The sequence below is a fragment of the Bacteroides sp. MSK.20.12 genome (assembly GCF_019052435.1).
Taxonomy (GTDB): Bacteria; Bacteroidota; Bacteroidia; order Bacteroidales; family Bacteroidaceae; genus Bacteroides; species Bacteroides xylanisolvens.
Window position 1 is genome coordinate 62,880 of sequence record NZ_JAHQVH010000009.1, and the last position, 23,562, is coordinate 86,441.

Annotated in this window: 19 protein-coding genes; 3 read left to right on the plus strand and 16 right to left on the minus strand. The window is 41.0% G+C overall.

Features of this window, described 5'->3' with window-relative positions; translation table 11 throughout:
* Window positions 1–102: 102 nt before the first annotated feature.
* The 5 genes from KTR06_RS07060 to KTR06_RS07080 all read right to left on the minus strand — a co-directional run bounded on the left by KTR06_RS07060 (window position 103) and on the right by KTR06_RS07080 (window position 5,234).
* Window positions 103–678 carry a sugar O-acetyltransferase gene (locus KTR06_RS07060; protein WP_120068036.1) on the minus strand — a complete coding sequence of 192 codons (576 nt, stop codon included), beginning with the start codon at window positions 676–678 and terminating at the stop codon, window positions 103–105.
* A 266-nt stretch (window positions 679–944) separates the two neighbouring features.
* Window positions 945–2,102: a MalY/PatB family protein gene (locus KTR06_RS07065; protein ID WP_120068033.1), complete on the minus strand. Its 1,158-nt coding sequence runs from the start codon at window positions 2,100–2,102 to the stop codon at window positions 945–947.
* A gap of 3 nt (window positions 2,103–2,105) precedes the next feature.
* Complete coding sequence (locus tag KTR06_RS07070) at window positions 2,106–2,969, minus strand: DUF3737 family protein (RefSeq protein ID WP_120068029.1); 864 nt, start codon at window positions 2,967–2,969, stop codon at window positions 2,106–2,108.
* A gap of 55 nt (window positions 2,970–3,024) precedes the next feature.
* Complete coding sequence (locus KTR06_RS07075; RefSeq protein ID WP_118195306.1) at window positions 3,025–4,056, minus strand: alpha/beta hydrolase; 1,032 nt, start codon at window positions 4,054–4,056, stop codon at window positions 3,025–3,027.
* 410 nt (window positions 4,057–4,466) lie between these two features.
* Entirely contained in the window at window positions 4,467–5,234 is a 768-nt protein-coding gene (locus tag KTR06_RS07080; protein ID WP_120068026.1) for a class I SAM-dependent methyltransferase, read from the minus strand.
* 178 nt (window positions 5,235–5,412) lie between these two features.
* Here KTR06_RS07080 and KTR06_RS07085 point away from each other — a divergent pair, with 178 nt between their 5' ends.
* The gene (locus tag KTR06_RS07085) at window positions 5,413–7,170 is read left to right on the plus strand and encodes a 1-deoxy-D-xylulose-5-phosphate synthase (RefSeq protein WP_120068023.1); all 1,758 of its coding nucleotides are present in this window, start codon (window positions 5,413–5,415) and stop codon (window positions 7,168–7,170) included.
* 169 nt (window positions 7,171–7,339) lie between these two features.
* Here the strand turns inward: KTR06_RS07085 and KTR06_RS07090 are convergent, their stop codons facing one another.
* Complete coding sequence (locus KTR06_RS07090) at window positions 7,340–8,230, minus strand: AraC family transcriptional regulator (protein WP_004304051.1); 891 nt, start codon at window positions 8,228–8,230, stop codon at window positions 7,340–7,342.
* 155 nt (window positions 8,231–8,385) lie between these two features.
* Between KTR06_RS07090 and KTR06_RS07095 the strand changes: the two genes are divergently transcribed.
* Window positions 8,386–9,057, plus strand: coding sequence for a YitT family protein (locus KTR06_RS07095; protein WP_004297076.1), 672 nt, complete (start codon window positions 8,386–8,388; stop codon window positions 9,055–9,057).
* Window positions 9,058–9,213: 156 nt separating this feature from the next.
* Here the strand turns inward: KTR06_RS07095 and KTR06_RS07100 are convergent, their stop codons facing one another.
* The 3 genes from KTR06_RS07100 to KTR06_RS07110 all read right to left on the minus strand — a co-directional run bounded on the left by KTR06_RS07100 (window position 9,214) and on the right by KTR06_RS07110 (window position 14,135).
* Complete coding sequence (locus KTR06_RS07100; protein WP_217290125.1) at window positions 9,214–12,504, minus strand: S41 family peptidase; 3,291 nt, start codon at window positions 12,502–12,504, stop codon at window positions 9,214–9,216.
* A 17-nt stretch (window positions 12,505–12,521) separates the two neighbouring features.
* Window positions 12,522–13,343 carry an MBL fold metallo-hydrolase gene (locus KTR06_RS07105; RefSeq protein ID WP_128858898.1) on the minus strand — a complete coding sequence of 274 codons (822 nt, stop codon included), beginning with the start codon at window positions 13,341–13,343 and terminating at the stop codon, window positions 12,522–12,524.
* Window positions 13,344–13,595: 252 nt separating this feature from the next.
* Complete coding sequence (locus KTR06_RS07110) at window positions 13,596–14,135, minus strand: flavodoxin family protein (protein ID WP_009039862.1); 540 nt, start codon at window positions 14,133–14,135, stop codon at window positions 13,596–13,598.
* A gap of 246 nt (window positions 14,136–14,381) precedes the next feature.
* On the opposite strand from KTR06_RS07110, the gene KTR06_RS07115 reads away from it, so the two are divergent.
* Window positions 14,382–15,071 carry a Crp/Fnr family transcriptional regulator gene (locus tag KTR06_RS07115; protein WP_074708081.1) on the plus strand — a complete coding sequence of 230 codons (690 nt, stop codon included), beginning with the start codon at window positions 14,382–14,384 and terminating at the stop codon, window positions 15,069–15,071.
* Window positions 15,072–15,248: 177 nt separating this feature from the next.
* Here the strand turns inward: KTR06_RS07115 and KTR06_RS07120 are convergent, their stop codons facing one another.
* The 7 genes from KTR06_RS07120 to KTR06_RS07150 all read right to left on the minus strand — a co-directional run bounded on the left by KTR06_RS07120 (window position 15,249) and on the right by KTR06_RS07150 (window position 23,527).
* A complete protein-coding gene (locus KTR06_RS07120) occupies window positions 15,249–16,529 on the minus strand; it encodes an alginate export family protein (protein WP_049702493.1) in 1,281 nt (426 codons plus the stop codon).
* Window positions 16,530–16,558: 29 nt separating this feature from the next.
* A complete protein-coding gene (locus KTR06_RS07125) occupies window positions 16,559–17,350 on the minus strand; it encodes a cytochrome c biogenesis protein (RefSeq protein ID WP_217290126.1) in 792 nt (263 codons plus the stop codon).
* Complete coding sequence (locus tag KTR06_RS07130; RefSeq protein ID WP_217290127.1) at window positions 17,347–18,582, minus strand: cytochrome c biogenesis protein ResB; 1,236 nt, start codon at window positions 18,580–18,582, stop codon at window positions 17,347–17,349. Before KTR06_RS07130 ends, KTR06_RS07125 begins: the two co-directional genes overlap by 4 nt.
* 23 nt (window positions 18,583–18,605) lie before the next feature.
* Entirely contained in the window at window positions 18,606–20,087 is a 1,482-nt protein-coding gene (gene nrfA / locus KTR06_RS07135) for an ammonia-forming cytochrome c nitrite reductase (RefSeq protein WP_009039867.1), read from the minus strand.
* Window positions 20,088–20,126: 39 nt separating this feature from the next.
* Window positions 20,127–20,726, minus strand: coding sequence for a cytochrome c nitrite reductase small subunit (nrfH, locus tag KTR06_RS07140; RefSeq protein WP_008019659.1), 600 nt, complete (start codon window positions 20,724–20,726; stop codon window positions 20,127–20,129).
* Between the two features lie 153 nt (window positions 20,727–20,879).
* A complete protein-coding gene (locus KTR06_RS07145) occupies window positions 20,880–21,371 on the minus strand; it encodes a DUF4625 domain-containing protein (RefSeq protein WP_004313310.1) in 492 nt (163 codons plus the stop codon).
* On the minus strand, window positions 21,368–23,527 hold the full coding sequence (locus KTR06_RS07150; RefSeq protein ID WP_217290128.1) for a TonB-dependent receptor: 2,160 nt from the start codon (window positions 23,525–23,527) through the stop codon (window positions 21,368–21,370). The genes KTR06_RS07145 and KTR06_RS07150 overlap by 4 nt, the downstream gene beginning before the upstream one ends.
* Window positions 23,528–23,562 lie beyond the last annotated feature (35 nt).

The window sequence follows — 23,562 nt, forward strand, 5'->3', positions numbered from 1 at the left end:
ATTACAGATTTTGAAGTATGTGCATTTTCTACACATTACGAACAAGAAGTTTTTACCACAATACAGGTAAATTATTTAATATATAGATGGAAAAAAGAAGCGTCAATCCTCTATCTGTTTAAGGATTCTACACGGATTGCCAACCGCCAGCACATTGACCGGAATAGACTTTGTGACAACGCTCCCTGCCCCAATAGTTGTATTATCGCCAATAGTTACTCCCGGAAGAATGATGCATCCTCCACCAATCCACACATTATTGCCAATAATCACCGGAGCTGTCTGCGACTTCCAAAAAGTACTGTTTTCAGAGGTTCTTTCCGATGCCTTTGTAGAATGAAAAACAGTATAAATATGTACTCCCGGCCCAATCCCCGAATTATCACCGATAACAATCTTGTTACAATCAAGAAAAACGCAATTCATGTTGATCTCTACATTCTTCCCGATATAAATATTCTCACCATAGTCCACAAAGAAAGGAGCACTAATCCAAACATTATCCCCCCTTGAACCGATTAATTCATCTAATAAATCAGAAATTTTACCTGCATCAGTAGTGAGAGTATTATTATACTCCTGTTGAAGCTGCTTTGCTTTATGCCATCTGGTCAATAACTCATTATCAGCACAATCATAAACTTCTCCCGCTAACATTTTTTCTTTTTCCGTTCTCATTTTTCAAATTATTGATTTATTCATCCTGATACAAATATAAGGAATTATATCATTAAAATGAGAACGTTTGACCAAGCTTTTTCTTTATAACTTTATAATTTGTTCTCCCCGCAAATGACAAATTCCAAGAAATATAATCCCGGTAGCCATAAACTAGAGTGCTCCGAGAAGGAAAGGCAAAAAGTCTTTCAAGGCCACTACTTTTTTTCATTCGTATTTACGGGGAGTGAGAAGGGGGATCTCTCAATAAACTGACAATTATTTTATTATTTCAAAGCCCGCTTCAATCTGTTTAATCCATCTATCAACCGCTGTCGCGGACAGGCAATATTGATACGGATAAATCCTTCACCAGCCTCTCCATACAGGCTACCTTCGTTTACCCAAAGTTTTTCTTTCTTCAACAAGTCTTTGACTATTTCCGCTGACGCCAGATGCAGAACCGAACAATCTACCCAAACTAAATACGTACCTTCCAACATCATTACAGGAAACTCCGGAAGATAGGTCTCGAAATAACCTTTTAAATAGATGTAATTCGCAAACAAATAGATTTTAAGTTCTTCCAGCCATTCTTCACCCTCATTATAAGCAGCTATCAACGCCTCCACTCCCAAAGGATTCACATCACAGACTTCATTTATATTAATCGCTTTATCTATCTGCCTCCGTACATCTGCATCTGCGGAAATGATATTGGCAATCTGAAGTCCTGCCAAATTAAAGGCTTTGCTAGGCGAAACAAAAGTGACCGAGTTCAGTAGGAATTCTTCTGATATAGAAGCAAAAGGAGTATATTCATGCCCCAGAAATACCAATTCACAATGAATTTCATCCGCAACCACAAAGACATTATTTCGAATACAAATCTCACCTATCCGCCTTAACTCTTGCTTACTCCACACTCTTCCGGCGGGATTGTGCGGATTACATAACAACAGAAGTTTGACCTTCGGGTCTGAAGTTTTCCGCTCCAAATCATCAAAGTCAATCTGATAGCCCCTGTTTCTATATACCAAAGGATTGGCAATCATCTCGCATCCGTTATTACGGATGGAGGAGAAAAAACAGTTATATACAGGTGTCTGCACCATTACTTTATCTCCGGGCAGTGTCAACGCTTTAATCACAGCAGATATTGCTGGCACAACACCGGTGGTGTAAATAATCCATTCTTTCTCTATCTGCCAGGCATGCCGTCGAGCAAACCAATTTAGAACTGCCTCGTAGTATGCATCAGGTACACGTACATAACCGAAAATCCCATGTTCCACCCGTTTCTTCAATGCCTCCACGACAGGGGGAGCCGTACGGAAATCCATATCAGCTACCCACATCGGCAATACATCCGCATCTTCAGCCGAATCCCATTTATAAGAATTCGTTCCTCTGCGTGGAATAATTTCATCGAAATTATACTTCATATTTCAATTAAAACAGGTTAGATCGTCCCAAAGTTTCAATTCGCAATTTGCTGGTGATTTAATATTTTCGTCCAAAATGATTGCTCCGAAACTTTCGGCAACAATACTTCCCGTACGAGGATTTTTTACGCTATGAACGGGACTTTTAGTCGTTGCCTTCACACTACTGTGTTCAAAAGCAAGGTCAGCATCTTCCGCCATCGTACAATTTTCCATCACCAGATCATGTGCGTAGCAAAGCGGTTGAGTCCCCGAAATCCTGCAATTTACCAGACGTAAGTTTTTAGAATGCCAGCCCAGATATTCTCCGTTCAGCTCGGAATCATAGACTGTTACATTTTCCGTATTCCAGAAAGCATCTTTGGAGTTGATAACTGCATTACGGATTTTTACATTCTTGCAATATTGGAACGAATAGTTCCCGTTTTGGGCATAGTTTTGTATCTTAATATTCTCACTGTGTATAAAAAGGTAATCCGCTTTATCAATCTGTACGTTCTTCAGCTCTATATTACGACAATACCAAAACGTTTCCAAAGCATTAGGCAACTGCACGTTTTCGAGTTTTATTCCGTCCATTTCACGGAACATCTTCGGTGCTTCTACCAAGGTATCTGCCATTTGCAGACTTTGAGAGTACCATAGAGCAGCACGGGCTTCCTCTGTAAAGAGACAGTTTTTCACAATGAATCCGTTGGTATGCCAAAAAGGATATTTTCCTTCAAAGCGACAGTTGATTGCTATAATATTACTACATTCTTTCAATGCAGATTCACCGGCGTGAATTGTTACATCTTCCAGTTGAAGGTCGTGGGTCGCGAACAGAGGACGTTCGCCTCCATATTCTTTATTTCTTATTTGTTCCATTAGTTTATTCTTTAATCTGTTATTTCAAAAGTTACATTTACACTTCCTGTTATCACTATTTCTTCAGATACTCCTTGAAGAAAGATTCCAGCTTGTCAAATGGTATAAGGCTTACACGGTCGTAAAGGTCTACGTGTCCGGCGCCGGGTACTATATACAGTTCTTTAGGTTCGGCGGCCAATCGGTAAGCGTCTTCACTAAATTCACGTGAGTGGGCATTTTCACCGGTGATGAAAAACATAGGGCGGGGTGAAATAGTCTCAATATCTTCGAAAGGATAGAAATTCATAAATTTCACATTACTTGAAAGTGTAGGATGAGTGGTGGTCATAGGAGTTGCTCCGTCGGGGGTAAATTCTCCTCTTTGTGTACGGTAGAACTCATAGAACTCCCGTTCAATCGGACTGGACTTTTCTGTCAGTTGATGTACAGTGCCACCGGTATATTTAGTTTCTCCACCTAAAAATTCAGCATAACGCTGTTCTGCTGCTTCAGCCATTATTTGCTTTCTCTGTTCCAATGTCAATGAGTGTTTTAGCCCGTTACGGCTAGCCGTACCCATATTGTACATACTGATTGTCGCAATGGCTTTAAGGCGAGGGTCTATTTTCGCTGCACTGATAGCAAAACTTCCACTGCCGCAAATTCCGATTACTCCAATCAGATTCCGGTCGACAAACGGACGGGTACCTAAAAAATCAACTGCGGCACTAAAGTCTTCCGCATAAACTTCCGGCAGAACAGCATTGCGCGGCTCGCCTTCACTCCCACCCCAAAAAGACAGGTCTATGGAGAGTGTTACAAAACCCCGTTCGGCCATTTTCGTTGCGTAAAGGTTCGCGCTCTGTTCCTTGACAGCTCCCATTGGATGTCCGACAATGATTGCAGGGTATTTGTCCCCTTCTTTCATATTCTTAGGCAGAAACAAATTTCCGGCTACCTTCATTTTATACTGGTTGGAAAAAGAAACTTTCTCCACACTTACCAAATCACTTTTATAAAAGTTATCTGCATCTGTCTGTGCAGAAGAAAAACTAGTTCCAAGCATCATCATAAATACAGTTGTTAATAATAAAATCCGTTTCATATCTCTTATTTTTAATTATTAAAGAATTGATTGTCTACTTTCTACATTGTAAAAATACGATGAAAGAAAGAGACTGTATGTAGATGAATTACTGACATTATTACCCGAATTACAGATTCTATTTTTTATCAATCTGCTATAATATCTATTCTAACCTATTTAAGGAAATGAAGTAAGTATCAAAACCAAGGAAGCCAAAGTCAGACTTCCTACTTTAGCGAACGCCAAATTTATTACGAGAAGTAACAAAAGAATCATTAAACAAAATGAGAAAAGTCAAAACTGAAAAAGAATTCTGATGAGTACTTCCAGTTCAAAAGGATGAAAACAGCCCCAAAAGGCCTTTAGGCAACCACGCTACCATACTGATTGCCGACAAATTACATTTTCACTTATTTATTAATAAAATCTCAATACACTAAGTCACATTGACAAATAAATATCTGTTTTGCCGAATTATCGTCAAATGCCTCTTCTTCAAATCCGCCATACTTATGAATAATATGAAAACCATTCCATTCCAAATATGAATCTAACTCTTGAGGGAAGAACATTCTCATATCCAGATTTTGAATAGAGTTGAACTTGCCATTGATAAAATAATGCCATTCGATACGGTTAATCTGAGTTTTATTTTCATATCGCATTGTCTGCTTTATCAATACTTCTCTACCGTCATCGGTTGTATATGCAGCAATTTCTTTCTGCTCTTTTTCACCTTCAACTATATATTGGATATTCGGATTAAAACAATCAAACAGAAATAAGCCACCGTCTTTGAGGTGATTCTTAACGACATTAAATACCTTAAATAAATCTTCATTCTTATATAAATGATGAATTGAATTAAACGGAATAAAGATAAAGTCGTATTTTTCCGGCAAATTCAAAGTTCTGATATCTGCCTCGATAAAACTTATTTCTAATCCTGCTTCGGAAGCTTTAATTTTTGCCTGGGCAAGCATTGAAGGGGTATAATCAATCCCAGTAATATCATATCCTTCCTTTGCAATGGGCAGAGTGAGCCTGCCCGTACCACAACAAAGTTCAAGTATCCGGGCATCCTTGTTTTCCGGCAGCCATCGCTTATAAAAGTACCAATCATCTAGATTAGTATTCATCGCATCATAAATATTTGCATCATAAATTAAATCGCCCACTTTATAATCACTATTCATATATGTTGTCCTCCAATATATATTATCTACTATTTTTATGTTTATCGTCAGTCCTATTTTCCAAGGTCGGTAATATAGGTAAAATAATCCGTAATCTATATACAAACCGAATCTAAAATCAGCAGTATCTTTGCAGTGTGATAAAGATAATAGGTATAAACGTAAAAAACAAATTGATATGTATTTAGAAAATATTTACTCTCCCGCAGACGTAAAGAAGTTATCGTTTAAAGAACTCAATGATTTAAGTAATGAAATCCGTGCATCACTCCTGCAAAAGTTGAGTGAACACGGCGGGCATTTCGGCCCTAATTTCGGAATGGTGGAAGCGACTATCGCTTTACATTATGTATTCAACTCACCAGAAGACAAGATTGTTTTTGATGTATCGCATCAGAGTTATGTACATAAGATGCTGACCGGACGGAAAGATGCTTTTCTCTATCCGGCAGAGTATGACAACGTATCCGGTTATTCCGAACCACAAGAAAGTAAGCATGATTTTTTTGTTATCGGTCATACTTCCACTTCCGTCAGCCTGGCTAGCGGATTGGCAAAAGGACGCGACCTGATCGGTGGCAATGAGAATATCATAGCTGTGATAGGCGACGGTTCCTTAAGTGGCGGCGAAGCATTTGAAGGATTGGACTATATGGCGGAGCTTGGTACAAACATGATTATTATTGTCAATGACAATCAGATGTCTATTGCCGAAAATCACGGTGGACTATATAAGAACCTGAAAGAATTGCGTGACAGTAACGGTCAGTGCGAATGTAACTTCTTCAAGGCGATGGGACTGGACTATATATATGTAAATGACGGTAACGATGTACAGGCGTTGATTGAAGCATTCTCCAAAGTGAAAGATATTCAGCATCCGATAGTAGTGCATATTAATACCTTAAAAGGTAAAGGTTATGCACATGCCGAACAAGATAAAGAGACTTATCACTGGCGCACTCCATTCAATCCGGAAACCGGAGAAGCAAAAGTCAGTTATGAGGAAGAAGATTACAGCGAAGTAACCGCTCAATATCTGCTAAAAAAGATGAAAGAAGATTCTCGTGTGGTGACAATCACTTCGGGTACTCCTGCCGTTCTCGGATTCACTCCGGACCGCCGCCAGGAAGCTGGCAAACAGTTTGTAGATGTCGGTATTGCAGAAGAACACGCAGTAGCTCTTGCTTCGGGTATCGCAACCAATGGCGGAAAACCTGTTTACGGAGTGTATAGTACATTTATCCAACGTTCATACGATCAACTTTCGCAAGATCTCTGTATCAATAATAACCCGGCTGTTTTGTTGGTATTCTGGGGTACACTGTCCGGAATGAATGATGTAACTCACCTCTGCTTCTTCGATATTCCGCTTATCAGTAATATTCCGAATATGGTTTATCTGGCACCGACTTGCAAAGAGGAATATCTTGCTATGCTAGAATGGAGCATCCGCCAAAATGAACACCCGGTTGCAATCCGTGTGCCGGCAACAGATGTTATTACTTGTGGGGAACCGGTGGAGACTGATTATAGTGTTCTCAATCGCTATAAAGTGACGCATCGTGGAGCGAAAGTAGCCATTCTTGCTTTAGGTTCGTTCTATGGATTGGGACAGTCGGTTGCATCACTTCTGAAAGAAAAAGCCAATATTGACGCAACACTCATCAATCCACGTTATATCACCGGTGTAGACAACGAACTGATGGATGAACTGAAAGCAGATCACGAATTAGTGATTACGTTGGAAGACGGTGTATTGGATGGCGGTTTCGGTGAAAAGATTACCCGTTATTATGGTGCTACAAACATGAAAGTTCTGAACTTTGGAGCTAAAAAAGAATTTGTTGACCGATATGATATACAGGAGTTTCTCCGTGCCAATCATCTGACGGATGAACAGATTGTAGAAGATATCACAGCAGTGATCGGTTAAAATCAAACCCATGCACTATATATTCAGGTAGGTTGATGTATACGGTCTTTAAGGACAGTTGCATCAACCTACTTCCATTTTCATTCAAATCAGTCAACTTATTATTTAAATTCATTATATTCTCTATTCAGTTCAGTAATTCCCCATTCAGTTCAGCAATCCTTTCCGTTCAAATCAATAATCCTTTCCGATAATTCAACGGAGTCTGTCCCGCATTTCTTTTAAAGAACTTACAAAAACCGGCTGCATCACTAAACCCCAGTTTAGCAGCAATCTCGCCAACCGTAAATTTGGTAGAACTCAATAAAGTACGCGCTTCCATTACTAACAATTCATTAATAAGGCTATTGATAGTCTTACCTGTTCCAAGACGTACAATGCGTGCCAGGTACTGTTCACTAATAGCCAGTTTATCCGCATAAAAGCTCACGAAATGTTCTTCCCTGAAATTACGGGTAACGAGTGCATGAAATTCTTGCAGAACATGGTCTTTACGACTGATCTCTTTTTTGATAACGGTCTTTCGAGAAAGAAAATCTGCTATATCCAAAAACAGAGAATTGCAGGCTGCCTGTATACGCCGGAAAAGGAAATGATGTTCAATATTCATCAGATGCATCAATACTTCCAGCTCCTTATGGATGATTTGAGCTTCATACTCTGTCAACTGAATCGTATATTGCTTATTCCGCCTCATGGTTGCCAACAGGATTGCCGTGATTTGTGTCAGATATGAATCGTCCGTCCGCATAGATTCGGAAAGGGCGAGAGTGATAAATTTAATATCCCGGCTTGAATAAAGATGTTCCGTGAGATAATTTGCTCCGTGAATAAGTAACATATTCGGTTCTATCGCAATAAACTCTCCATTCAGTAGAATTTCCGAACGGCCTTCAAGAACGAATATCATATAAAGCTCCCGATTGAAATAACATTCATTTGCCGGATAACTTCTATCTTTATATTCACTCCGGAAACAGACTACCTCCTCTTTATAATGAGGAAGTTCAGGATGCTCCTTCAACAACTGTGTATTATCAAATATACGAGATTTTACCATTTACACCTTTATTTTATGACGTAAAAATACGATTTGTTTCGGATATGACAAAAACTGTATGGAATTAGATAATCTATTTCAGAGTAAAAAACAAGACCTTTGCATATCCTTTTCAATACATGAAAAAGGAATCAATAGAAAGAGGTTAAAAAGACATGGAAATGAAAGAGATTTTTAAGAGGTATTTAGTGTTTGTTATCGGACTCTATTTTTTAGCGGCAGGTATCGTGTTGATTATACGCTCGGCATTGGGAACTACTCCCATATCGAGCATCAATTATGTATTAAGCCTGAATAGTCCTTTATCGTTGGGTACTTGCACATTTATCATCAACATGGTACTTATCCTGGGACAGTTCTGGTTAATCCGAAAGAATAGAACCCGACAGGATATTATTGAAATTCTTCTTCAACTACCGTTCTCTTTTATCTTTTCGGCATTCATTGATTTCAATATGATGCTGACAAGCGAACTGCATCCCGCTAATTATGGTATGTCGATTGCTTTATTACTTACAGGATGCATGGTGCAGTCTATCGGAGTAGTGCTTGAACTGAAACCAAAAGTAGCCATGATGAGCGCAGAAGCATTTGTGAAATATGCATCCCGCCATTATAACAAGGAATTTGGAAAGTTCAAAGTTTATTTTGATATTACTTTGGTTACATTAGCCGTGATTCTCTCGCTCCTGCTGACTCAAGGTATTCAGGGAGTACGCGAAGGATCACTCATTGCCGCTTGTATAACGGGGTATATCGTCAGCTTCCTGAATCAGAAGATAATGACTAGAAAAACCCTCCATAGATTACTGCCGGTCTGGAAGTAAGCCCTATATCTATTTAAAATAAACGCCTTATAAAAGAAGTCATATAAAAAGGTCAATATAAGAAAATCACTATAAAAGAAAGTCGCTTCTCTGTTAGAATCTGATTGATTCTTTCAAAGAAGCGACTCTTTATTTTAGATATAATTATACTCGTATTTACTTCTTCTGACTATCTATCTCTTTCAGAAGTTCATCCACAGCCATCTTTAGTTGGGTATCCTCTCCTTTGACTACTGTTTCCGGATTATTGGCAACCTTTACATCCGGTTCCAATTGGGTATTTTCCAAATAACTGCCGTCAGGCAAACGATAACCGACGATAGGAATACCAAAAACCAGTGAAGGATCTTGTAAAGTTTCCCAAGACACACTTGTCATAGTACCTGGAACAGGCATACCGACAAGTTTGCCAATCTTTTGATGTTTATATACCCACGGAGTTCCGTGTGCATTCGAGTAGTTGGCCTCACATTGCAACATAATGGAAGGTTTGTTCCAACGACGGCTCGGCATATCACAGGCTTCACGTCCGCGTACCACTTGTGTAAAATACTTCTGACCACTGAACAGTATTTCAATATCTTCATGCAGACGGCCACCACCGTTGAAACGGGTATCAATCACAATGCCTTCGCAGTTGTTATATTTTCCCAGAATGTCCGAGTATACAGTACGGAAGCTGTCATCTCCCATCGACTGAATATGAACATATCCCAAACGTCCTTTCGACCATTTTTCAACATCTGCCGCACGTTGTTTTACCCAACGTTTGTATAACAATCCATTCAGTTGCCCGTTGGTGACCGGCATCACCACTTCTTCCCAACGCTCTTTACTTTGTGGATTGTAGATTGAAATTAATGTTTTCTTCCCTGCTTTATTATTCAGCAAACAAGTTATGTCATTATCGAGAGTTATCTCTTCTCCATTAATCTTTTCAATGATGCAACCAGCCTTTACTTTGGTACGTGAATGATCGAACGGACCTTTTTCTATTATTTCAGCAATCTGCATTCCTTTTCCCTGATAATTCCAGTCGAACAAGAGTCCGAGATTAGAAGTGACATCTCCTTTTCCTTTGGGAGAATAACGTCCTCCGGTATGTGAAACATTCAGCTCACCCAACCACTCACTCAATAATTCTGCAAAGTCATAATTGTTATCAATATGAGGCAGGAACTTACGATAAGCATTAGTCATAGCATCCCAGTCAACCCCGTGCATATTGACATTGTAGAAACGTTTTTGATGCTGTTTGTACACATGGTCAAACATCGTTTCACGTTCGGCAGCCAAGTCCATTTTCATTTCAGCCTGATAGCTGATGGACTTCAACGCATCCGACTTGGCATCCATCTTTTGCATAATCCGGCTTCCCAACAAAAAGATATCTCCTTTTTTGTCCAGCATCAACGATGCCCAACCGGTATTGAGTTTGTGCAGACGCTTCGTATCTTTTTCACGGAGATTCATTTTCCAAAGGTCATATCCATTTTCGAACGCAGAGAAATAGTAAAGATCTTCCCCGTCTTTTGAAAGTATGGCACTACCCAAGTCGGATGAATTGGGAGTCAGACGTACGATACGGTCTTCAATGCCGTTCAGCTCGACAAGTATCTTTTTTTGGTCTGCCTTATCCTCGTCGATCTTGTCTTTGTCAGCATTTCCTTTATCTGCTTTTTCCGCCTTAGACTTCTTTCCGTCTTTCGTCTTCTCATCGTCTTTCTCTTTTACTTTCTTCTGTTCCTTTTCAAATTCCTTGAGTAATTCGAAATCTTCCTTACTCAAACGGTAACGATCATAAGCATCCTGATTGAGAAACACCAACATCACATCTTGCTGCGATCCCCAAGAAGCGTGCGCACGCATACCATAGCGTTCGGTTTGGAAAAGAATAGCATTCCCATCGAGTACCCAACGCGGAGCACCACTGATATATCCACTATTTGTCAGATTAGTAATTGCCCCTCCCTGTGCGCTGACAATGCCTACATCCGAATAAGGATCGTGGCGGTTGCCTATAAATTCAAGAGTGAACCATTTACCGTCAGGCGACCATTCGTAATCGAATCCACCTCCGGTGTTATACCATGTAGAACCATCCGTTACCTGACGTACCTTTTTTGTTTTCAAATTGAGTACCATCAAACGATTACGGTCTTCGATAAAAGCCAATTCTTTACCGTCCGGTGAATATTGCGGATAAGTACGTTCTACCGTTTTAGACGGTAATAATACTTCCTCTTCAATAAGAGTGGCATTAGGGAAATTCGGGTCTTCCTTACGACTTATTTTGGCGGTATAAAGTTGCCAGTTACCGGTTCGCTCGCTGGCATAAACCAGTGTCCGGTTGTCCGGAGCAAAAGAAACGGCAGCTTCTTTTGCCGAAGTATTTGTGATTTGCTTGGTGGTAGCATAATCAGTTGAAGTCACGAACACATCACCACGTACAATAAAAGCAATTTGCTTACCGTCCGGAGATACAGAAGCGGAAGTTGCTCCCTGTGAGAATTTAAGTGTAGCAAGCTGCTGCCCATCATCACGGACCAGTTCTACTTTTACTTTTTCCGGACGTGCACCAGACTTCTGTGTGTATAACTCACCATCATAGGTATAACATAAGGTACCTTTATCGCTGACAGACAAAAAACGTACCGGGTGAGTTTTGAAAGTAGTCACAGCTTTCACTTCCTGTGGAGTATTCAAAGAGAAAGTATACACATTGAAAGAACCTCCATCACGCTCACTTAAAAAATAGACAGCATTACCATCAGGTGCATACACAGGATTACGGTCCTCTCCTCCCCGGTTTGTCAGGTTCGTATGTTTTCCCGTTTGGGTATTATATAACCAAATATCTCTCGTAATGGAAGAAGTATGATGCTTTCTCCATTCATCCTCAAACCCTTTACGATCCTGATAAAGAAAGTTCTTCCCTGTTTTATCAAAACAGACCAGTTCGGCAGGAGTACCCAGCACTTGCTCGGTACGTCCGCCGGCAACAGGAACTTTATATAATTCCGTCATTGCTCCTGTAGGAAACAGGGCACTGCTTGCCGGATCCTGTATAGAGGCAGAGAAAAAGACATACTTTCCATCTGGAGTAAAAGCCGACGGTATTTCTGATGCAGAATGACAGGTCAATCGCCGGGCGGCACCTCCGTCAGCAGGCATAATGAATAAGTCAAAATTTCCATTCCGGTCACTGGCAAACGCAATTTGCTTGCCATCGGGCGACCAAACCGGATTGGCTTCATAAGAGGTTTGTGTGGTGAGTTGAACAGCTGTTCCTCCTTGTGCAGGGACTTTATAAATGTCACCCTTGTAACAAAAAACAATTTCTGATCCATCCGGTGATATACGTGCATCACGCATCCACAAAGGAGTAATTGCATAGCTGGATAATGCTGATAATACCAGCGCTAAAGAAGTTATTAGTTTCTTCATATCAAATTATTATAAATTTATTCCGATAAATCGGTTTGAATTAGTTTTCCCGTGTAATTATAAAATGTGTTGTCACCAAAATCTTTATAAAAGAAGGCATATTTATCCACTCCCGTACAATGACAAACGCCAATCTGTCGGGGAAGATATTCCTGTAAATAATCTGCAATGACCTGATATTTTTGTTTTTCCGCATTATGGATATGAAAACCTCCCAGAAGTAACTTACAAGGAGATTCGGGAAAGGCAGCCTGAACCGTACGCAAAATATTGGTTATTCCCCGATGAGAACAGGCACTTAATACGGAAAATCCTTCCGGTTCCACCAATACCACCGCCAATTCATCCTGAAAAGTATCCGGTATTTTGCATCCATCTTCTTGCTGAACCCAAAAACGTTCAAAATGGGTATCTGCCTGATTTATAATATCAATAGAGGGAAAAAGGAAAACTCCGGGAAGCAGTTCGATCTGCTTTGTAATAAAGCGGAAACGGGAACGATCGAGATTTTGTGTATGCATCATCCCGTTCTCACGTTCATCCTTGAATTTAGGAGAAAAAATCTCACGCTTACAGACAACGGTTGCCTGCGTATTCAATTCCAAAAAATAACGTAGTCCGCCCGTATGATCGCTATGACCATGAGATAATATCAAATAATCGACTTTTTGCAAGTCAATATGCAACAAGCGGGCATTACGGATAAACAAGTCAGATGCTCCCGTATCGAAAAGTAATCTATGTTCTTGAGTCTCGATATATAGAGAAAGACCATGTTCTGCCTGCAATTTACGTCCATAGACACAATTCTCCACAAGAGTCGTTATTTTATAGCCCATGATACTTAGTTAGTTATCAAACGAATTATACAAAATAAAAAGTTCTGCCACAAAATTATAATAATTCTGTGGCAGAACAAGCAATCCAGTCAATTAAGTAATCGTAAAAAGGGGAAAATCTGGAAAACATAACCGTCTTTTCCAGATTTCCCGTCAGGTTTTAAAAGTTAAGTTCAAAACTATATCTCAAATATTCGAACAAATCCATTTATCATATTCTTTATGAATATCTTTAATATGGAAAACAAACAGTTACACCATCTTTCCCATATTATATGCTTCCTGCATGTAGGGAGTATCTTTAATCTCTCCTACTTTCCATGCACCGATTCCATAGACCGTCCCTTTTTCCTGTGGTCCTTCCAAGCAATCGAGGAAGCCACGGAAGCCGTCGATAGTACGCTCCATCATTGCTTTATCGTTTTCTGCTGCCGCAATAATGAAATAAAATTCCTTATTGGTTATTTCCGTATAACGTGCGCAACAACGGTCAATCATAATCTTCATCTGCCCGGACATGGTATAGAAATAAACAGGAGTTGCCATTACAATCACATCGGCAGCAATCATCTTCTCCACGATTTCCGCTGTATCATCCTTCTGCGGACAAGGTTTACCGTACATACTGCAAACACTACATCCCGTACAAGGATGAACCGTTTTGTCTTTCAGAAAAATCTTCTCTACTTCATTGCCCGCCTCGATAGCACCTTTCATAAATTCATCACAAAGCAAATCCGAATTACCACCTTTACGTGGACTGGACGAAATGATCAAAACTTTTTTAGCCATAACTTTCTTTTATTACTTTTTATTTTCAGAATTCTTTTTATCAATAATTCATGTTGCAAAAATAGACAAATAAAGGTATCCTGCATGTAGATAAATTACAGAGAAAGATACCATAATTACAGATTCTATATTTTACATTCGTTTTAACAACTTTCTTGTATATAGTTATTCTACAAATAGTTCTGAAAGTTTCTTTCACTAATATATAATTCATATCTTTGCCCGTGATACAGACAACATGATACAATGAAAAAAATACAACTGACCGACTCACATAAAGAAAAGCTGTTTCAAATCCCCTTATTCAGGGATTTACCCTTAAACATCAAAGAATCCTTATTAGAAAAGCTGGATTTTGTAATCTATGCGGCTAATAAAAAAGAGATAGTCGTTACACAAGGAACACCCTGCAACAAGTTATTTGTACTTTTGGAAGGAAAACTACGTACAGATATTATTGACGGATTAGGTAATGAGGTGATGATTGAATACATTATCGCTCCACGTACCTTCGCCACTCCTCATCTTTTTAATTCGAACAATACTTTGCCGGCTACTTTCACTGCTCTTGAGGACAGTGTGATACTTATGGCAACCAAAGATTCAACCTTCAAAGTAATTAGTCAGGACCCACAAGTTCTTCATAATTTTCTTTGTATCGCAGGTAATTGTAACATCTGTACCGTATCCCGTCTGAAACCTCTTTCACGCAAAACCGTACGGGAAAGGTTCATTGTCTATCTATACGAACATAAGAAAAAAGATGCGTTAGTAGTAGATATCATGCACACCCAATCCCAGCTCGCCGAATATTTAAATGTGTCACGCCCTGCTCTATCTAAAGAAATCAATAAGATGATGAAAGAAGGACTCGTCATCATGGAAGGAAAACGAATCGAGATTTTAGATAAAACAACTTTGGAAAAGTATCTGTAACGACGTATCTAGAAAAATATCCGTAACAACAGACGTAACAATGAGAGTGTAGCTATCAAGAAGTGGTTAAAACAAAAAATCATCCTCACTTCAGATATACTGTGGCAAGGATGATTTTACAAATTCAAAACTTTCAAAAACTCTCTCTTTATTTAAATTCTATCTATTCCCTTGGATTTACCACTTCACAAACAATATCTTCGGATTAATATTCAACGATAGCCAACCCCAGTCCTGCCAGCTTTTATGATTGCCGGTTTTCACAGCGTCCATCGTCTTCGTACCACGCATAAAAGAATATCCGGCAGAGAGTTTCACATCTTTCATTATCGACCAGTTTATCTGATAATCGACTTCCGAACCTAAATATTTCTTCAAGTCCTGAACCTTTACGGCTGTGCTAAAGTAGTGATAATTAAGTTCCATATCCACTTTGTCAGAAGCACGGAAACGGCCTCCGATACGGGCATCCATCAATCCAGGGGCATAACCGTTCGCAAAGGTAGAAGCATAAAAATAATCCATTGCTCCATAGAATTTATGATGAGTTCCATAAAGAGGATCGAAAGCTTTGTACTTACCGCCATTTCCCTTATCACCACTTAGATAATCAAAGCTAGCCACAGCTCCCCATGTATGGTCAAACGTATAAGCAGCCTGTATGCTTCCCATCAAAGCTGAAACTTTATCAGCAGTTTTATTCTTACCCATCTGATAGTAGAAAGCACCATCCAGATTCCAGTTACTGTTCTTATAAGTGAGGTAGGTTCCCATTGTTTGTAAGTAACGGGTGTGAGAATCATCCGTAGCTTTATCGCCCGTTTCCAATCCCAAGTTCATAAACAATAAAGAAGCCCCGAACGGAACATTGTCCGCCTTATAGTGATACCAAACGGTTTGCATATTCTTATAAGGCTGTCCCGTAGAAGAATCATAGTAAGTGCCTCCGCTTGTTCTATTGTCATTATTCTGATTAAAAGCAAGAATCAAATGCACTTCATTATTTTTGTTGGCATACCCCAGCTTCAACGCATCGTGGTAACGACCCGCTACATTCCAGTCCAATCCTCCCAAAATACGTTCATCATCATAAATCAACGACTGACGTCCCAGTTGGGCAAAGAATCCTTCGCCAAAGTTCATCTTTGCCCAAGCCTCATTCAGCATAAAACGCCCGTTCTTTTCAATCTGCGGGTCCTGTCCCCAGACACCTACATGCTGTGCCGACATCTTCAGTTCCAGATCCGAACGTTTATAATCCATCGACAAACGTGCGCGGTTATTGATGAAGGACGTAGGAGCCACCCCTTCATCCCGTGGAGTCAAGGCACCGTTCCGATACTCTGCACGAGGTCTGATTTGCATAGACATCGTAAATTCATTCTCTTTCTCCGTGTTTTGTGTGTATGCCATGCTTGGCAATAGCATAAGCAAGAATGACCAATAAAATGTTTTCATTGATAGTGCAGTTTAAATGATTCGATATTTCAATTCAAATTATACGTATGTACACTGACTCCTTGTGCGGACGGAAGATAATTGATTCCATACCAACACATTTGTAATAAGACAAAAGAGACCAATAAAATAACCAATGCCGGACGTGCCTTCAATGGCTTTCCCAATCTGAAATGGATATATGCCAGATAAGCAAACCAAGTCGCCGCTGCCCAGGTTTCTTTCGGGTCCCAAGCCCAGTAGTGTCCCCAGGCTTCTTTCGCCCAGATAGCTCCTGTAAGCATACCTAATGTCATAAATGCCAAACCTACATAAGTGAGGTTATCGCACAAATCCATTTCTTTCCGTTCAATCTTTTTCTTCTTGAACCAAAGCAGATAGACAGCCATCACCGTCGCCGCTCCCAACATAGCGTAAGCAAACATATACACAATGACATGAGGAGCAAACCACGGACTTTGCAAAGCGGGCATCAACGTTTTATTGTGAATCTCCGGTTTGAAGATATTGATACAGATAAAGACGAACGAAAGGATGCAACTGAAACTAAGAATCCATTTATACTTCCAACGTACGTAGGTTATCAATCCCGCCAACGGAAGGAAGAAAGAATACCACAGCCGGGTCTCCCCCATGGTCCGCATCGGAGGGCGTTCCAATGAAATCCACATTCCGATAATGAAGCTGAAAAAAATAGCCAACCCTAAGAAAGTAAATCCATAAGCCCATCCCGGTTTTGTTCTTTTCCAGGCAGCAAAAGCTCCTAAAGCCCAACAAACCAGTGCAGCTATTGCAAATAATATAAAGTACTCCCAATTCATGCTTTGTCCTCCTCTTTTCTCTTTTGTGCACTGACGAACAAGCAGACAGCTCCTGCCATCATCATTATAATTCCTGCGTAAACGAACGGTAGCCACGGATCGCGAACCAGTTCGAAGACACTGACATCACTCCATCGTCCTTTTGTCTCATCGTAGCTAAGTTGATAGATTTTCCATCCTTCTATCTCCATCGGACGGTTCACTTCAATGGTACCTTCCGTTATCGTTCCTTCTTGTGTGTAAATTTTCACTTCCGATGCAAATCGCTGCGGTTCCCGTTCCGGCATCACAAGACTGGTTAAAGAATCCAGTCGGATTGCCTTATAAGGAAAAAGAAAACTGCCACAGCTTACCCAGCCTTCTTTTATTGTTTGATTCTTCTGATTGACTGCTTTCAGATAAACAGCATAAGTTGCTCCCATCGAATGAAATTCTGTAAACTTCAAGGTATCTTCAGTAGCCACAGAAGCTGCCATCGGGATAGATTGTTCGATTGTCAATTGCCAGTCCTGCAATGTTCCCTTTATCACTCCCTCTTCCAGCAATACATGTTCAGGAGATTTTTCGGGAAGCGTACGCCCGGTTTCGTTGTCAATCAGCATCAGTTTTGGAGGATATTCGTCGATAGTAAAATCCTTCAGTTCGATAGCCAATGGAAGTTCAATCAGTTGACCTTTATCGTCAGTAGCCCGCCATTCGGCACTCCCCATCCGGGTAGTCATTTTCAACCTTTGCATATCGGCATTTCCTAAAGTGGCTGTTATCAATGCAATAAACAATCCGATATGATTCAGAAGAAAAGAAATCCGGCTGACCTTCAAGGAGAAACCTGCACGAAGAATCGTCAGTCCCAATATAGTGACCATCCAGAAGTAGAGCAGAACAAAAGGCCAGGAGGCAATCATCTGCGAAAATCCTAACAGATCGGTCGAAGCATGACCGAAAGGAGCCTGCCGGATCAGTCCCATCACCACCGTCATGCCGACCACCCACAATAGAGACGAGACAGCAGCGGAATAATGGCTTAACCAACTGAATAAATACACACGTTTACGAAGAAGGTGCATGGCTATCAAGGCAACGATATAAACCAGCAGCACAATCACGTTGACCGGACAGGCAAACAAATCCCAGTTAATAGCACCCACTGTCATTTGCAGCAATATGCCTATTATCAGTAATCCTGCGCCAATCGCCAACCCTTCTTTATAACTCCACGGTTTGCTCCACATATATATCTATGCTTATATTTGTTTTATATCTGCGCCAAACGTCCATTTTCTTTTGCTTTCTCCAACCAGGCGGGAACGGTTATTTTCAGGAATTTCTCTTTCGCTGCTCTTTCAGCGTCCATATCCAAGCCGATATATTCCTGTGCCTTTGCCTTCGTCGAGATGTCCGGCATCGGAACATCACCAGTGTATCCGTTCTTCGCCAATACTTTGGATACAGCAAGACGGGCTTGCATAGCACGGTCAAGTCCGTGAGAAAGGATTCTCTGAATTTCCTGTGGTGCATGGAAAGAGCCGCCGTGTGAAGCCACTCCGAAATCCCAACGCCATTGTGCCTGACGAATCAATGCGAGAACATCTTTCATTTGAGCTTCTGTCGCTCCATTATCCCAGGCAAATTTAGCTTCGATATGCGCTTTCGCCAATTCCTGTTCCAAGCGGTTGCGGATTTCGTTCGCTTTGCGTTGTCGTTCGTAAACGTTATTGCGCAAAGTCTCTTCGCTCTCACGATGGCAAACCTGGCAGGTACGATCAATCATAGCCAACGGACTCTGAATGTGGTGATCGCTGAATTTCACACCGCCTTCACTCTTATACGGCATGTGGCAATCGGCACAAGAAACACCTCTTTGCCCATGAATACCCATTTGAGCAATCTCATAATCAGGATGCTGTGCTTTCAGAATCGGAGTACGACTCAATTTATGGATATAATCATAGAACCCGGCCTCATCATAATAAGCCTCCATATCTTCTACCGTGAAACCTTTATCCCAAGGGAAAGTCAGGTATTTGCCATCACCTTTGAAGAAATATTCAACGTGACATTGCGCACAGACCAATGAACGCATTTCTTGCGGAGTAGCTTTGGTGATGTCTTTACCTTGGCGTTGGAAAGCTTCAATCAAAGCCGGACGGCTGATATGAAGATTCATTGTTTCCGGGTCGTGGCAATCAGAGCAGCCAATCGGATTTACGATTTCGGCCCCCATAGCTCCCCATTTATTATTATAGAAAGAATCGACACCCAATGCTTCCATCATACGGGGAACATCCGGACTTTTACAAGTCCAGCAAGTAGACGGTTGCGGACCATCCGTCGGGTTCACAGGTGCACCGGTACGTAACGATGCCGTAATATCCTCAATAGCATGCATGTGCCCCCGTGGAGTAGAATAATCTTTAGAGAAAGCGTATCCCGCCCATAGAATCACCATTTCAGGACGTTTTTCCAAGGCATCCACAGCTATATTCCCATTAAATTCGCTTTCAAAGTCAGTCTTTGCAGTTTCCGTCCAAGTTTGATATTCACGGGGGAAATCATCCTTGAATAGTTCATTTCGCGCTTCAATCCCCTTGATGACGTTTTTACGGTTGTTGAAAATGCTGGCAACTTCCGCCCTCCGTTCCATCAACGCAGAAACGCATAATCCCAAAACAAATACAACGACCATTGAACCTCCGAACAACAGCCATCCTTGCCATGATTTTAATTTCTTTTCCATTGTATATCGGTTTTATTATTTTATTACGTATTTCATTTCCTATTTATCTTTCTGATTCACCATCTTCCGGAGCCATTCGGGAACGGGCGATTCCGGAAGAGGAACAATAGCTCCCGGAGTGCCGGACAGAGAGTTTTTTCCACCATGAGGAACATCACGATGGCAATCCCAGCAAGCCTTCCCCTCTCCTACTTGTGACATCATATAATCAATCTTCCCCGTCTTCACAAATTCCGTATTGAGTTGCGTATGACAGCGAATACAATTATTCATTATCACTTCGGAACTGGCTTCATGAGCCTGAATCACCTGCGGCTCGCTTTTGGTAAGAAATGCAGCTACGTGTTTCATTCCGTCCATCCCTTTAAAGGTCCATTTTTTCACAGCATTTTCATGCGGCACATGACAATCATTGCAGGTGGCATTCCGGGCATGTGAGCTATGAAACCAAGTTGCATAGTAAGGAGTCATAATGTGACAGTTCACACAGGCAGCTGGGTCATCTCCAAGATAGGTATGCGCCCGGAGCATGTACATAAACAATGCCCCTCCACCCACAATAACACCGCCAATGATGACAGCCGCTACTTTCCATTTAAAAGAAGGAAAGAATCGATTTATTATTGGAAACTTCATCATACGAAATAGAATTTTTCACAAAAGTAAAGGATTGGAAACAAAAAAGGTGTAATATCTATTACACCTTTCGAAAGAAAAAATACTCTTTATACAAAAAACAGCCTATCTATCGTCCTGTAGCCAACAGATATTCCAGTTCCTTTATATAGTTGTCTATTCATTATGATGGTGGTCTTCATCTTCCACCTCATTGCTCAATTTAATATTGCGCGCGATATAAGATTCGTTGCCTGCGGCATCTGTGCAATAAACCATCAAATGATAATCCCCTGCAGTCGCATTGGCTGGTATTACAATATCGTGATGATGAATATGTGCTGTTTTCTGTCCTGACACATCATACGATCTGTTAAAACTAAAATCTACTGTTTCCTGCACAGCCCTACTATTACCGCCGTGTGAATGATGGTCGAAATTGCTATGAATTTCGATCTTATAGGATTTCAGCATAACATCATCCGACAAATCCATCTCAAAATGAACTCCATGTTCGTTTCCGATCTCCAATGCCTGACCTTCTTCCGGTTCATGAAGTTCAATCAAAGGTTTGATCGTATCGCTGGAGTCATCATTATCACAAGAGGAAAACATGAAAGTAACTGTTGCCAAAAGGCTAACCATTGGGAGATAAAATTTATTTTTCATTTCAGTAATTTTTTAAATGGAACTTTGATTAATATCTGGAAGTTACGTCCCGGTTCGGGAATCTCAACTTTCCTGTAAAAACTAAGATGATTGTAATATCGGGTATTGAATATATTCCGGGCGGTCAGGGTAATTTCAATTTCATTATTTCCACCTATCGGAATGTTTAAAGATCCGCCCAAATGGAAGAGATTTGCTCCGGCTGTACGGTCTTCGTTACGGTCCACTCTATTTTGCCGAGCAATGCTCTGCCATTCTGCATACAACATATACCGGTTCTTTTGCCAGGTTAATGTATTGCGCATAACAGGTGGCGGCGAGAAACTCAATGGAATATGTTCATCACAATTATAGGTGTAAACGTATTCAGCGGAAATCCGATAATTGAAGTTACGCAGAAAATCAACATCTACGGTAGCTTCAGTTCCTGCGAACAGTGCTTCCGCTCCGGTATAGCGATAGATTTGTCCGGCATGAGGCAATACAGACCACTCTCCGGTAGGACGCAGAAAGATGTAATTGCTGAACCAACTGACAAATGGAGAGACGGAGAAAGAAATTCTCCGGTACTTCAGATGATAAGAAGCGTCCAGTTGCCAGCCCTGTTCCGATTTTAAATTGGCATCTCCCTGTTCATGGCGGAAAGTGCCGTGATGTACTCCGTTGGCAGCCAACTCATTCGCACCGGGCAGGCGGAAACTACGCCCGATATTCACCTTTACCAGATGCTTGTCGGAGGGAGTCCATACCAATCCCAGAGAAAGAGAATAATCACCATAGTGTTTTTTCACCTGGTGACTGTTCCACTTATAAAGGTCTATCTGTTCCTGGGTATATCCCTGTTTTTGAAGATAATCGGCAAGGTAAACATCTTCATGCGAAGAAATATTTATGTATCCGTAGTCATACCGAGCTCCTCCGCTGACGGAGAGCACATTGTTAGGTCTGTACGTTGTAAGCCAGAGCATTCCGGTGGTGGAACGGTGATATTCGGGCAATAAAAACGAATAGCCGGCAATGTTATTCCGTTGATGCTGTCCATCCCACCCCAATGTATGTTCCCATGAAGAAGATCCGATAAAACGAGCTTTCACTGAAGCACTGAAGGTGTTCAGATTAAATGCGAGTTCTTTGTCGGGGTCTTTCTCTGGTGCGGGTTGCGAGCCATAGTGAGTATGGAAAGCACTCCATTCTTCACGGTGATTGTTCTGGAAACCCAAATCACCTGACAAGATCAGTTTCTCCCACGCATATTGCTGATGGATGGTCACCTTCAGGTGATTCACTTTGCTATAAGGCAATTCGATATTACGGCTATCTCCATCATCTTCCACACGGGACGCATCGGGTATGCCATGCGCTCCGGGGAAGAAACCTGTCTTTTGATAGACATTACTCACGGAGAAATTCGCTCTATATGCCCTTCGCTGATATTGGGTAAAGAGTCCGATATTGCGTTCAATGCCTGCTGTATTCTTCAGTTTACGCCCATAGATGGGGATTCTCTGTGTCAGGTAGACAATAGAATCCGTAGGAATATGATAGTCGCCGAAGTGCTGTTCCGAATAACGAATGTGAGAGTACCATGCATTTTTCCTGATTCCCAGCATCAGTGATCCTCCGACGGTTCCATTGACTGATTTACCAAGCAGTGTGACATCTCCAAACACCCGATTATCCACAGGCACGGCCGGTGGAACAACATCTATCACTCCTCCCATCGCATCACTGCCATAAAGCAATGAGGAGGGGCCTTTCAAAACATTGACCGCTCCTATATTGAAGGCATCCAATTCTAAACCGTGATCGGCTCCCCATTGTTGTCCTTCCTGCTTGATTCCGTTTTCCAATACGGCAATCCGGTTGAATCCCATTCCGCGAATCATCGGTTTGGAGAATCCAGAACCAATATCCATTGCTTGTACTCCGGAAATGTTCTCCATCGCTTGCATGAAGTTTCCTGTAAAATGTTTGCGCAGAAAATCCTGATCTGCTACATCAACCGTAAGGGCAGACTTTTTAGCTTGACGTTGTTGGTACGTTTCGGTCACCACAACATCAGGCAAAAGCATACTCTTGATTGAATCGGATTTCTGTGCATGGACGGATAAGGTTACAAATAACCCTATTACGCCCGAAATAATTCCGATACGCATCAATTACAATCTTTTATATAATGTGTAAAATGAAT

What these genes read in the sequence shown, in the direction of transcription:
- KTR06_RS07060 (WP_120068036.1), bottom strand. Translation starts at nt 678, where the DNA reads ATGAGAACGGAAAAAGAAAAAATGTTAGCGGGAGAAGTTTATGATTGT.
- KTR06_RS07065 (WP_120068033.1), bottom strand. Translation starts at nt 2,102, where the DNA reads ATGAAGTATAATTTCGATGAAATTATTCCACGCAGAGGAACGAATTCT.
- KTR06_RS07070 (WP_120068029.1), bottom strand. Translation starts at nt 2,969, where the DNA reads ATGGAACAAATAAGAAATAAAGAATATGGAGGCGAACGTCCTCTGTTC.
- KTR06_RS07075 (WP_118195306.1), bottom strand. Translation starts at nt 4,056, where the DNA reads ATGAAACGGATTTTATTATTAACAACTGTATTTATGATGATGCTTGGA.
- KTR06_RS07080 (WP_120068026.1), bottom strand. Translation starts at nt 5,234, where the DNA reads ATGAATAGTGATTATAAAGTGGGCGATTTAATTTATGATGCAAATATT.
- KTR06_RS07085 (WP_120068023.1), top strand. Translation starts at nt 5,413, where the DNA reads ATGTATTTAGAAAATATTTACTCTCCCGCAGACGTAAAGAAGTTATCG.
- KTR06_RS07090 (WP_004304051.1), bottom strand. Translation starts at nt 8,230, where the DNA reads ATGGTAAAATCTCGTATATTTGATAATACACAGTTGTTGAAGGAGCAT.
- KTR06_RS07095 (WP_004297076.1), top strand. Translation starts at nt 8,386, where the DNA reads ATGGAAATGAAAGAGATTTTTAAGAGGTATTTAGTGTTTGTTATCGGA.
- KTR06_RS07100 (WP_217290125.1), bottom strand. Translation starts at nt 12,504, where the DNA reads ATGAAGAAACTAATAACTTCTTTAGCGCTGGTATTATCAGCATTATCC.
- KTR06_RS07105 (WP_128858898.1), bottom strand. Translation starts at nt 13,343, where the DNA reads ATGGGCTATAAAATAACGACTCTTGTGGAGAATTGTGTCTATGGACGT.
- KTR06_RS07110 (WP_009039862.1), bottom strand. Translation starts at nt 14,135, where the DNA reads ATGGCTAAAAAAGTTTTGATCATTTCGTCCAGTCCACGTAAAGGTGGT.
- KTR06_RS07115 (WP_074708081.1), top strand. Translation starts at nt 14,382, where the DNA reads ATGAAAAAAATACAACTGACCGACTCACATAAAGAAAAGCTGTTTCAA.
- KTR06_RS07120 (WP_049702493.1), bottom strand. Translation starts at nt 16,529, where the DNA reads ATGAAAACATTTTATTGGTCATTCTTGCTTATGCTATTGCCAAGCATG.
- KTR06_RS07125 (WP_217290126.1), bottom strand. Translation starts at nt 17,350, where the DNA reads ATGAATTGGGAGTACTTTATATTATTTGCAATAGCTGCACTGGTTTGT.
- KTR06_RS07130 (WP_217290127.1), bottom strand. Translation starts at nt 18,582, where the DNA reads ATGTGGAGCAAACCGTGGAGTTATAAAGAAGGGTTGGCGATTGGCGCA.
- nrfA (WP_009039867.1), bottom strand. Translation starts at nt 20,087, where the DNA reads ATGGAAAAGAAATTAAAATCATGGCAAGGATGGCTGTTGTTCGGAGGT.
- nrfH (WP_008019659.1), bottom strand. Translation starts at nt 20,726, where the DNA reads ATGATGAAGTTTCCAATAATAAATCGATTCTTTCCTTCTTTTAAATGG.
- KTR06_RS07145 (WP_004313310.1), bottom strand. Translation starts at nt 21,371, where the DNA reads ATGAAAAATAAATTTTATCTCCCAATGGTTAGCCTTTTGGCAACAGTT.
- KTR06_RS07150 (WP_217290128.1), bottom strand. Translation starts at nt 23,527, where the DNA reads ATGCGTATCGGAATTATTTCGGGCGTAATAGGGTTATTTGTAACCTTA.